Genomic DNA, 10,860 nt, shown 5'->3' on the forward strand with positions numbered 1-10,860 from the left:
GCTCAACATAGGCAATGGTCTTTTTGGCAACTGTGCGATAATTGATGCAATCCTCGATTGCATCGCTTTGTCCGGCTTTGGAAATGTCTCCAAATAAAACAATGTTGATGAGGATATCCTGTTTTTGAGCGCGTTCTCGTTCGCTGACTCCAATAATCCCGCGAACCAGCAAATCTTTGATAAAAGTCTGATCCATGTTTTCCTCCCTAAATGAGGTGTCGCCCACCATCTATATGAAGAATTTCGCCGGTGGTGTAAGTGGCTGAACCAAGCAGGTAAAGCAAGGCCTGACCCACTTCCTGCGGCTGCGCCCAGCGCCCAGCCGGCACTCCTTGAATTGCCTGATGGACATCCCCGCCATCCGCAGGCGGTAGAATCGCGCCCAAAGCAATCCCGTTGACCGTAATGGACGGCGCAAACGCCACCGCCAGTGAGCGGGTCAGGCTTGCGAGGGCGGCTTTACTGATTGTATACGGCAGATGATCGTCCACAGGACGCAATGCCCGCCAATCCAGGATATTGATGATTCGCCCTTCCTGTTCGGTTAATCTTCGGGCAAACGCTTGACTGAGCAAAAACGGCGCGGTCAGGTTGATATTCAGATGCCTTTGCCAATCCGAAAGGGTCACCTGATCCCATCTAAGCGGTTCAAAGATGGCAGCATTGTTGACCAGGATTTGAAAGGGGCTGAGTCTCCATGCCTGCTCCACCACCCCTTCCAGTTCTTCCAATTGATTCAGATCAGCCTGAATCAACCAACCGCTGACGCCTTTTTGCCGAATCTCAGAAAGGGTCTGTTCCGCAGCGGCATGAGAAGAACCATAGTGGACGATGACATTCACCCCCGCCTCAGCCAGCGTCAGTGAAAGAATCCTGCCAACGCGGTGTGCGCCACCTGTAATGAGCGCCGTTTTTCCTTTCAGGTTCATATTTTCCCTCCCGTTTGAATTGTCTTTTTACGCTGCATCAACCATACCGCCGCTACAAGAATAAACCAGGCAGTCAGCTGTTCGATGCCAACGCCACCCAGCCCGATTAGAGCTCGATCAGACCGAAACATATCCACCGCAATTCGGGCAAAAGCGGATAAGGAAACAAACATCAAAAACCGTTTACCATCAGGCAGGGAAAAATCCCCTGGCCTGGATTCAACGATTCTCCAGATCACCACCGCCAGCCCAAAATCGTACAGTTGGGTTGGATGACGGTATTCATCGAACAGATAAATACTACATGGCAGTCGCGCCGGAATGCCAAAACCGCTGCCAGAAGCCAGATTCATCAGTGCAACCGACATCATCAACACCCCCAGCACAGGTGTGAGGGCATCCAGGGTCTGCCACAGATGAAGATGTTTGCGCTGACCATAGATCAAACCAATCAACAGCATGGCAACCAAACCACTCGCCCCATCTAGCATTTGTGGAGAAAGTGCCAGCGCATCCAGCGGTTTCTGGCTGAAGGCAGCCAGATTCTGGGCAATATACCCCAGCCGCGCCCCCACCAATCCGCCCAACAGGGAATACAAGATCAGTGCGTTGATTTGCTCAACATCCAATCCTCGCCGGCGGGCAAAAGATTCGCTGCGATTCAGCCCAAACCAGATTCCCGCCAGCAGAATCAGTCCCGGCAGTTGAATTGCAAACGGCCCGACATTGAGTACCGGCAGCATCAATTCCCCTCCCCCAACAATTTCTGCACCTCGACCTTGAGCAGCCCCTCGTTCAGCGGCCCCCCGTAAATCACTTGACGAATGATTCCTTTACGGTCAATGAAGAAGGTGGTTGGCAGTGCCTGTATTTGATAACGGCGAGATACCACTCCGTCCGAATCGAACAACACAGGAAATTGAACCCCCCGCTCCTCGGCAAACCGCAAGGCTGACTCGCCATCATCCTGATAGGTCGTATTGACTCCCAAAATAACCAGGCCTTCATCCTTGTGCAGGTCATAAACCTGCTGAAAAGCAGGCATCTCCGCCCGGCAAGGCGGGCACCATGACGCCCAAAAGTTCAGGATCACCACAGAGCCTTGCAACTCCTGCAAGGAAAGGGTTTGATCAGAAGCATCCAGCAGGGAAAAAGGAGGTGCCGCAAAGCCCACTTTCGGCAGAGTACGCCCCGTGTCCGAGTTTACTGGTGAATACCAGACGGAAAATAAAATGATGAATATACCGGTTACAGGCAAAACCCGCCACAACCCCTCTTTTTCAAAAAGCCACTTCAACATAGGACAATGGTAAGAGCGAGCGCTCCAAATGTCAAGATGAGATCAGGAGACTTATCTTGACAAATCCGATTTGATTGGGTATGATTGAAATACCCCTCCCCAGTGGGGGTGGGAGAGGAAAGGATATGGCAGATATGAAACATGAAAATGTGCTCAATCGCTTGAAGACAGCCGAAGGGCATTTACGCGGAATTCAGCGCATGGTTGAAGAAGATGCCTACTGCATAGACATCATCCGCCAGATTCAGGCGGTGCAATCTGCACTGAATAAGGTCAGCTCCATTTTGCTGGAAAACCACCTCAACACCTGCCTGATTACCGCTGTCCGTGGGGAGGACCCGCAGGAGAGAGAGCGAGTTCTGCGCGAAATCGTGGATGTTTACGAAGCCATGTCCAAAGTCTAAATCCAATCTTTCAGGAGGTTTCTCATGAATACCGTTACCTATTCTGTTCCCAGCATGCACTGCCATCACTGTGTTCATACCATTGAAATGGAACTTGGCGAACTGGAAGGCGTTCAATCGGTTCAGGCTGACCTGAATTCCAAACAGGTGATTGTTTCTTTTCAACCGCCGGCAAATCCGGAAAAAATTGAAAATCTGCTGGCTGAAATCAATTACCCTGTTCAGAAATCATCATGAACCAAACCAGACAAGTCGTTTTGCCGGTTACCGGCATGACCTGTGCCAACTGTGTTGCCACCATTGAACGCAACCTGAAAAAACAAAACGGCGTTCAAACCGTGGCTGTAAACCTGTCCTCCGAACGAGCCGTGGTCGAATTTGATCCCGCTCTGGTAGGGCTGGATGATCTTATCCAGCGCGTTCAGCGCGCGGGATACGGGGTGGCAACCGGGCAGGCCAGTTTTACCGTGCAAGGGATGAGCGATGACAACGACGCCCGGCGGTTGGAAAAAGCTCTCAGCCGGATTGACGGTATTCTCAAGGTACAGGTCAACCACGCTGCTGAACGTGTACAGGCCGAGTACATTCCAACTCTGGTTAACCAAACCGATCTGCGCAAAGTCATCCAGTCGGCTGGTTTTACAACGCTTGAAAGAGATATCCAGGTGCAGGATGCCGAAGGCGAAGCCCGCGCAACCGAGATCCGCCATCAGCGCCAGTTGCTGATCATCGGTATCATTTTTACCTTGCCCCTCTTTCTGCTTTCGATGGGACGTGATCTCGGCTTTCTGCCGATGGAGTGGAAACATGCACCCTGGTTGAACTGGCTGCTGTTTGTTCTGGCCACCCCGGTTCAATTTTACGTAGGTGGACAGTATTACCGTAATGCCTACCATGCCCTTCGCAACGGTTCTGCCAACATGGATGTACTGATTGCCATGGGCACTTCTGCAGCCTACTTTTACTCGATAGCCATCTTGCTTGGCTTGGTCAATGACCATGTTTATTTTGAAACCGCCGCCGTCATCATCACCCTGGTGCGATTGGGCAAGTTTTTAGAAGCGCGTGCCAAAGGCCGAACCAGCGAAGCCATCAAAAAGTTGATGGGATTGCAGGCTCGGACCGCCCGCATCACCCGCAACAATCAGGAAATGGAAGTGCCAATTGAAGAAGTAACCATCGGGGATATTGTTTTGGTGCGTCCCGGAGAAAAAATCCCCGTTGATGGCGTCATCATCGAGGGTCACACCAGCGTGGACGAAGCCATGCTTACCGGAGAATCAATGCCGGTTGAAAAACGCCCCGGCGATGCGGTGATCGGAGCAACTCTCAACCTGAACGGTTTCATCCGCTTTGAAGCCACCCGGGTTGGGAAAGAGACGGTGCTGGCACAAATCATCCGCCTGGTAGAAGATGCACAGGGCAGTAAAGCACCCATCCAAAAACTGGTTGATCGAGTAGCGGCTATCTTCGTCCCGGCTGTAATCGCCATCGCAGCAGTCACTTTTCTGGTGTGGTATTTTCTAATCCCCCTGCCCGCCGCTGCCCCAACCAGTCTCTTCACCCGCGCAATGGTCAACATGGTGGCGGTGCTGGTCATTGCCTGCCCATGCGCGCTCGGTTTGGCCACCCCCACAGCCGTCATGGTAGCTACCGGACGAGGCGCCGAGGGTGGAGTTTTGATACGCAACAGTGAAGCATTGGAAAGAGCGGCCAGGGTTAACCGCGTGGTGTTGGACAAAACCGGCACAATTACGCGCGGTCAGCCAGGGGTAACCGACCTCATTCCGCTTTACCCGCCCCAGCCCAACTCACAAACCGCCAATTGGGAATGGTTAAAGTTAGCAGCCAGCGCCGAGCAGGTCAGTGAACATCCTCTGGCACAAGCCATTGTGGCCGAAGCCGGTAATCGTGAGTTAAAGTTGGCCCAACCGCAATCCTTCAAAGCAGTTACCGGGCACGGTATTCAGGCCGACGTGGATGGTCATCAAGTCTGGGTTGGCAGTCCGCGTTGGGAGGTTTTCCAAAATCTTTCCCTGAACGGCATTCACACAGTAATCACTGAACTGGAAAGTTCCGCCAAAACAGTCATTCTGGTTAGTATTGACGGTGTACCGCAGGGTGTAATTGGCATCGCGGATAGAATCAAAGAGGGTTCAAAGGAGGCGGTTGAGGAATTTCACCGGCTCGGCTTGAAAGTTACCCTTCTGACGGGGGATAACCGCCGTACAGCCGAAGCCATCGCAGCCCAGGTTGGCGTTGATGATGTGCGCGCTGAAGTTCTGCCGGACGGGAAAGCTCAACAAGTCAAGGAACTGCAAAGTCAGGGTAATGTAGTTGCCATGATTGGTGATGGAATCAACGATGCGCCCGCGTTGGCTCAGGCAGATGTGGGCATCGCCATCGGCACTGGCACCGACGTTGCTATGGCTGCTGCTCCCATTACCCTCATCAGCGGGGATTTACGCGCAGCTGTACGCGCCATCCGCCTTGCGCGGCGCACACTCAAAACCATCCAGCAGAACCTTTTCTGGGCATTCTTCTACAACACGATTCTGATTCCCGCTGCTGCTGCCGGTTTCTTGAATCCCATGCTGGCAGCCGCAGCCATGGCATTCAGCAGTGTTTTTGTGGTTAGCAACAGTCTGAGGTTGAGAAGAACCCCCTTGGATTGATTAAATTAAAGTCACATTTTTCTACACGATGCGCAGATGATTCCCAATGGGTTGAATCTGTGCATTTTTTTACATTTCCATCAAAACTTGAACGTTCTAAACGATAAAATGGTAGAATTTCAAACCAGAACTTATTTGCATGATATTTTTATTCAATGTCAAAGAGGAAGGAACTTCACATGAAACAACTCACTCCGCAATTCGAAGAAAAGGCCATCAATACCATTCGTTTTCTCTCTGCAGATGGTGTCCAGAAAGCCAACTCCGGCCACCCCGGTTTGCCAATGGGCGCTGCTGTTCTGGCATATGTCATCTGGACACGTTTCCTCAAACATCACCCTGCAAACCCGGCTTGGCCCGACCGTGACCGCTTCATTCTTTCAGGCGGCCATGGTTCCATGCTGCTTTATTCTTTGTTACACCTGACCGGCTATGATCTTCCGCTGGAAGAACTTAAGAAATTCCGGCAATGGGGCAGCCGTACCCCCGGTCATCCGGAGTATGGTCTCACCCCCGGCGTGGAAACCACGACCGGCCCGCTTGGACAAGGCTTTGCCAACGGTGTGGGCATGGCAATCGCCGAGGCACACCTTGCCGCTCAATTCAACCGCCCCGGCTTTGAGATGATTAATCACTTTATCTATGCAATCGTAACCGACGGTGACCTGATGGAAGGGGTTGCTTCCGAAGCCGCCTCACTAGCTGGTCATTTGCGGCTCGGCAAATTAATTTATCTTTACGACGACAATCGCATTTCCATTGATGGTTCCACCGATCTGGCATTCACCGAAGACCGCGCCAAACGTTTTGAGGCATACGGCTGGCAGGTCATTCGCAGTGTGGATGGACTTTCCATCCGTGAGGTCGAATCCGCCATCCGAAAAGCCCGTCGGGATCCCCGCCCTTCGCTCATTCTTTGCCGTACCCATATTGGTTACGGATTACCTACCCGGCAGGACACCGCCAAAGCACACGGCGAACCGCCCGGAGAAGAGGAACTGCGCGGCGCCAAACAAAAATTAGGCTGGCCGCTTGAACCCGACTTTTACATCCCCGAGGATGTTCTGCAGTTCTTCCGCTCCGCGCTGAGAACCGGTCAACGCGCCGAGCGTAAATGGCAGCGCCTGTTCAACGCCTATCAACAGACCCATCCTGATCTGGCCGCCGAATTGAAACGCCGGCTGGCAGGGGAACTTCCCGAGGGCTGGGATCACAACTTACCTGAATTCCCCGCTGACCCCAAGGGAATGGCTACCCGGGCAGCATCCGGCAAGGTGATTAACGCATTAGCCGAACGCCTGCCGGAACTGATCGGCGGTTCAGCAGACCTCACCCCTTCCAACAATACCTGGATCAACAACAGCCCTTCTTTTCAAGCCGATAACCGTCTTGGGCGCAACTTTCACTTTGGGGTGCGCGAACACGGAATGGGCGCAATTGTCAACGGAATGACCCTGCATGGTGGTGTGATTCCCTATGCCGGTACTTTTCTGGTCTTTTCGGATTATATGCGACCGGCAGTGCGCATCTCCGCCCTCTCGCACATTCCCTCAATTTGGGTCTATACCCATGACAGCATCGGCCTGGGGGAAGATGGCCCAACCCACCAGCCGGTTGAACATCTGGCAGCGCTACGTGCCATCCCCAACCTGATCGTTATCCGTCCAGCCGATGCCAACGAAGTGCGCGAGGCATGGATTGCTGCCATTCGTAACCGCCACCAACCGACCGCCCTTGCCCTGACCCGCCAGGCCGTGCCCGTGCTGGACCGCAGCACATTCGCCCCTGCCAGCGGTTTACAGCGCGGTGCTTATGTGCTGGCAGACCTCGGCGGAGCAAAGCCCCAAATTATTCTGATGGCATCCGGATCAGAAGTAGCCCTGATTGTAGATGCCGGTTACACACTGGCTGCCGAAGGTTACAATGTTCGCCTGGTATCTTTCCCCTCCTGGGAATTATTCGAGCAACAAGACCAGAGTTATCGCGATGAGGTTTTACCTCCATCCATCAAACGCCGATTGGCGGTTGAAGCCGGTGTGGCACAGGGCTGGCATCGTTATGTTGGCGATCAGGGGCGCATTATCAGCATCGAGCGTTTCGGCGCATCCGCCCCTTACAAAAAAATCTATGAGGAATTTGGCTTAACCGCAGCAAACATTTTGAAAGAAGCCCGAAACCTGCTGGGTATCAGCAACCCATAGGAGGACAACCCCATGCGAGTGGCAATTTCCTGTGATCATGCCGGTTTTTTGTTGAAAGAGGAAATCATATCAGCCGTGCGCACCGCCGGGCATGAAGTAGTTGACCTGGGTACTTACTCTCCCGAAGCAGTGGACTACCCCGATTTCACCCGCAAGGCCTGCCGGGCAGTTTTGGATGGCGAAGCCCAGCGCGCAATTGTTATTTGCGGTTCCGGCGTAGGCGCCAGTATAGCCGCCAACAAGTTCAAGGGCATTTATGCTGGTTTGTGCCATGACACCTATTCCGCTCATCAGGGAGTTGAACACGACAACATGAATGTTCTCTGTTTGGGCTCCCGAATTATCGGCGCAGAGGTGGCAAAAGAAATCGTGCGCGCCTTTTTGTCCGCCTCTTTTAGCGGTGAAGAGCGTCATGCCCGCCGCTTTGGAAAAGTTCAGGCTATTGAAAGAGAAAATTAAGAGGTGTTCCATGAACCGTGTCCATCAACTTCACCAATTGGGTCAATCCCTGTGGTATGACAATATTCAACGCTCTTTACTGGAAAATGGCAAACTGGCCCAATTCATTGAACAAGGGCTCATCCGCGGAGTAACCTCCAACCCCTCCATATTCCACAACGCCATTGCACGCTCCAACGATTACGATGCCGCCCTCAAACCCATGGCCTGGTCGGGTTGGAGTGCCGAACAGATTTTCACCCAGCTGGCCATCGAAGATATACAAGCCGCAGCCGACCTTTTTCGTTCGCTATACGAAGAATCCAATGCGGCAGATGGATTTGTGAGTTTAGAGGTCAATCCTCTCCTGGCAAATGACACCTCCGGCACGGTTGCCGAAGCCAAACGACTCTGGTCTCTGGTCAACCGTCCCAATCTGATGATTAAAATCCCGGCCACACCGGAAGGCATCCCCGCAATTCGGCAATCTATTGCCGAAGGCATCAACGTCAATGTAACACTCATCTTTTCACTGACCCGTTATGCCCAGGTGATTGATGCCTACCTCTCTGGATTGGAAGACCGTCTGGCGAACGGCCTACCCATTGACCGAATTGCATCGGTGGCCTCTTTCTTTGTCTCGCGGGTGGATACTAAAGTAGACCAATTGTTGAATGAAATTATCCAGAAAGAAGAGAGCAATGCAGCCCTCGCTCAATCCCTGCTTGGCAAAGCCGCCATTGCCAATGCTCGTCTGGCCTATGCCCTCTTTCTTGAAAAATTTTCTGAACAGCGGTTTATTTTCCTGCGAGAAAAGGGCGCGCGAACCCAGCGTCCTCTTTGGGCTTCCACCAGCACCAAAAACCCGGCCTATCGGGATGTCATCTATGTGGAAGAGTTGATTGGTCCTGACACAGTCAATACCGTTCCTCCCCAAACGCTGGAAGCCTTTACCGATCATGGTGAAGCGCAAATTAAACTGGGGGCAGATGTACAAGCCGAGCAGAAAGTTATCCAACAACTGGAACAACTCGGTATCTCGATGGACCGCGTCACCTATGAACTGGAAATAGAAGGGGTCAAAGCCTTTGCCGATGCTTTTACCGCCCTTCAACAAGCCATTGAGCAGCGCCGCCAGGCCGCGCTTGAGGAACTTGGACCACTTCGCGGTATCCTTCCAACCGCTTTGCAAAGACAGGAGCAGGAACAGGTTATCCAGCGAATTTTTGAACTGGATGCCTCTCTCTGGACAGACAATCCAAAAGGTCAGGCTGAAATTCGTCAGCGGTTGGGTTGGCTGCATTCCCCTAAAAACAGCCGTAACCTGATCGAGGATTACCGGCAGCTATCCGAGTCCTGTCGCAAAGATGGCTTGACCCATGCTCTTCTTTTGGGGATGGGCGGCTCATCACTTGCGCCGGAAGTCTTGCGCTTAACATTTGGGGTGGGCAAGCTGTCAGAAGTGGATGCTCTTGATCTTGCTATTCTTGACTCTACTGATCCCCAGCAGGTTCAAGAAGCCGCCCGCCGCGCTCCAATCGAGCAGACCCTCTTTATCGTGTCCAGCAAGTCTGGCACGACCAGCGAAGTGAATGCCTTTTTCGATTACTTCTGGCATCTGGCAGCGGATAGACTGGGAGAAAAAGCCGCTGCGCATTTTGTCGCCATCACCGACCCGGGTACCCCGCTGGAAAAATTAGCGCGTGAAAGAGGTTTCCGCGCCATGCTGCCCGGCATTCCACAAGTCGGTGGGCGATACTCGGCATTGACCCCCTTCGGTTTATTTCCGGCTGCTTTGCTGGGCATGAACCTTGAAACCTTACTCCAACGCGCCGAGCGGATGATGACCCAGTGTTTACCCAACACGCCTGCCGCCCGCAACCCCGGTCTGGTGCTGGGTACACTGCTGGGTGAAGCCGCCCTTGAGGGCAGAGATAAATTGACCATTTTAGCCGAGCCGCCTTTTGAATCCTTTGGCTCATGGCTGGAACAATTAATCGCTGAATCAACCGGAAAGGAAGGGCGTGGGATTATACCGATAGACCTCGAACCGCCTGTTTCGGTTGACCGTTACGGCGATGACCGTCTGTTCGTTTGCTTCCGTTCCAGTGGCAGTTTGGATGAAAGGGTAACAGCCTTGCGTCAGGCCGGCCAGCCCGTGCTGGTATTTGACTTGAAGGATGTCTATGATTTAGGGGCAGAATTCTACCGTTGGGAAATGGCAATCGCCGTAGCCAGCGCTGTATTAGGGATCAATGGTTTTGACCAGCCAGATGTTCAGGATAATAAAGACCGCACGGCTCAAAAAATCGCTGAATACCGCCGCATCGGAGTCCTGGATGAAGGTCAGCCGCTTTGGGAAAGCAACCAGTGCAAAATTTTTGGCAAAGTACTGGAAGATATGTCCAACGCTTCCCATCCGCGCGAGATCATCCAGCTCTTTCTGAACCAGGCGCGCAAAGACGATTACATTGCGATCAATGCTTACCTGCCCCGCAACCCTGAAACCACCCAGGCACTCCAGCAGCTTCGACGCAGCATTCTTGAAAAAACAGGGTGTGCCACCACGTTGGGCTTTGGACCGCGCTTTCTGCACTCCACTGGCCAACTGCACAAAGGCGGTCCAGACCGCGCCCTGTTCTTACAAATCACGCGTGAAATCAGCGAGGATGTGGTTATCCCCGGACAGGGTATCACCTTCGGTATTATGGAGCGCGCTCAGGCGCTGGGTGATCTGGAAGCGCTGCTCGCACGACAACGCCGCGTTATCCGGTTGCACCTTACCACTGGACAGGTTCAGGATTTAATTTGATTTTTTTCGCCTGATTTGAAGCAGCACCATCAAAATCAACAGCGCTGCTGGCAGCCATGGACGTTCCAGAATCCATAAGGCGGCTGCCAGCAGTCGCCTCA

At 52.9% G+C, this 10,860-nt stretch carries 10 protein-coding genes; 6 read left to right on the forward strand and 4 right to left on the reverse strand.

Annotation, left to right across the window (positions count from 1 at the left end; all coding sequences use genetic code 11):
• From VAE48_RS07465 to VAE48_RS07480, 4 genes are all read right to left on the reverse strand, one after another.
• Window positions 1-196 (reverse strand): FolB domain-containing protein (locus VAE48_RS07465; RefSeq protein WP_322792692.1); only part of this gene is annotated, 196 nt, incomplete at its 3' end.
• Window positions 197-206: 10 nt separating this feature from the next.
• Complete coding sequence (locus tag VAE48_RS07470) at window positions 207-929, reverse strand: SDR family oxidoreductase (RefSeq protein WP_322792693.1); 723 nt, start codon at window positions 927-929, stop codon at window positions 207-209.
• Window positions 926-1,672 carry a prolipoprotein diacylglyceryl transferase gene (locus VAE48_RS07475; protein WP_322792694.1) on the reverse strand — a complete coding sequence of 249 codons (747 nt, stop codon included), beginning with the start codon at window positions 1,670-1,672 and terminating at the stop codon, window positions 926-928. The genes VAE48_RS07470 and VAE48_RS07475 overlap by 4 nt, the downstream gene beginning before the upstream one ends.
• On the reverse strand, window positions 1,672-2,229 hold the full coding sequence (locus VAE48_RS07480) for a TlpA disulfide reductase family protein (RefSeq protein WP_322792695.1): 558 nt from the start codon (window positions 2,227-2,229) through the stop codon (window positions 1,672-1,674). Before VAE48_RS07480 ends, VAE48_RS07475 begins: the two co-directional genes overlap by 1 nt.
• Window positions 2,230-2,363: 134 nt before the next feature.
• Between VAE48_RS07480 and VAE48_RS07485 the strand changes: the two genes are divergently transcribed.
• From VAE48_RS07485 to VAE48_RS07510, 6 genes are all read left to right on the forward strand, one after another.
• Entirely contained in the window at window positions 2,364-2,633 is a 270-nt protein-coding gene (locus tag VAE48_RS07485) for a metal-sensitive transcriptional regulator (RefSeq protein WP_272897785.1), read from the forward strand.
• Window positions 2,634-2,657: 24 nt separating this feature from the next.
• A complete protein-coding gene (locus tag VAE48_RS07490) occupies window positions 2,658-2,870 on the forward strand; it encodes a heavy metal-associated domain-containing protein (RefSeq protein WP_322792696.1) in 213 nt (70 codons plus the stop codon).
• On the forward strand, window positions 2,867-5,308 hold the full coding sequence (locus tag VAE48_RS07495; protein ID WP_322792697.1) for a copper-translocating P-type ATPase: 2,442 nt from the start codon (window positions 2,867-2,869) through the stop codon (window positions 5,306-5,308). Before VAE48_RS07490 ends, VAE48_RS07495 begins: the two co-directional genes overlap by 4 nt.
• A 179-nt stretch (window positions 5,309-5,487) precedes the next feature.
• Window positions 5,488-7,509 carry a transketolase gene (gene tkt, locus VAE48_RS07500; RefSeq protein ID WP_322792698.1) on the forward strand — a complete coding sequence of 674 codons (2,022 nt, stop codon included), beginning with the start codon at window positions 5,488-5,490 and terminating at the stop codon, window positions 7,507-7,509.
• A gap of 12 nt (window positions 7,510-7,521) precedes the next feature.
• Window positions 7,522-7,968 (forward strand): ribose 5-phosphate isomerase B, encoded by a 447-nt coding sequence (gene rpiB / locus VAE48_RS07505; protein WP_322792699.1) that lies wholly within the window; start codon window positions 7,522-7,524, stop codon window positions 7,966-7,968.
• Window positions 7,969-7,978: 10 nt separating this feature from the next.
• Window positions 7,979-10,759 carry a bifunctional transaldolase/phosoglucose isomerase gene (locus tag VAE48_RS07510; protein WP_322792700.1) on the forward strand — a complete coding sequence of 927 codons (2,781 nt, stop codon included), beginning with the start codon at window positions 7,979-7,981 and terminating at the stop codon, window positions 10,757-10,759.
• Window positions 10,760-10,860: the final 101 nt, after the last annotated feature.

Origin of the sequence: Bellilinea sp. (assembly GCF_034432615.1) — a bacterium.
Lineage (GTDB): Bacteria > Chloroflexota > Anaerolineae > Anaerolineales > Anaerolineaceae > Bellilinea.

Bases quoted from the DNA above. Each gene is read 5' to 3' on its own strand.
- VAE48_RS07470 (WP_322792693.1), bottom strand. From the start codon at position 929: ATGAACCTGAAAGGAAAAACGGCGCTCATTACAGGTGGCGCACACCGC.
- VAE48_RS07475 (WP_322792694.1), bottom strand. From the start codon at position 1,672: ATGCTGCCGGTACTCAATGTCGGGCCGTTTGCAATTCAACTGCCGGGA.
- VAE48_RS07480 (WP_322792695.1), bottom strand. From the start codon at position 2,229: ATGTTGAAGTGGCTTTTTGAAAAAGAGGGGTTGTGGCGGGTTTTGCCT.
- VAE48_RS07485 (WP_272897785.1), top strand. From the start codon at position 2,364: ATGAAACATGAAAATGTGCTCAATCGCTTGAAGACAGCCGAAGGGCAT.
- VAE48_RS07490 (WP_322792696.1), top strand. From the start codon at position 2,658: ATGAATACCGTTACCTATTCTGTTCCCAGCATGCACTGCCATCACTGT.
- VAE48_RS07495 (WP_322792697.1), top strand. From the start codon at position 2,867: ATGAACCAAACCAGACAAGTCGTTTTGCCGGTTACCGGCATGACCTGT.
- tkt (WP_322792698.1), top strand. From the start codon at position 5,488: ATGAAACAACTCACTCCGCAATTCGAAGAAAAGGCCATCAATACCATT.
- rpiB (WP_322792699.1), top strand. From the start codon at position 7,522: ATGCGAGTGGCAATTTCCTGTGATCATGCCGGTTTTTTGTTGAAAGAG.
- VAE48_RS07510 (WP_322792700.1), top strand. From the start codon at position 7,979: ATGAACCGTGTCCATCAACTTCACCAATTGGGTCAATCCCTGTGGTAT.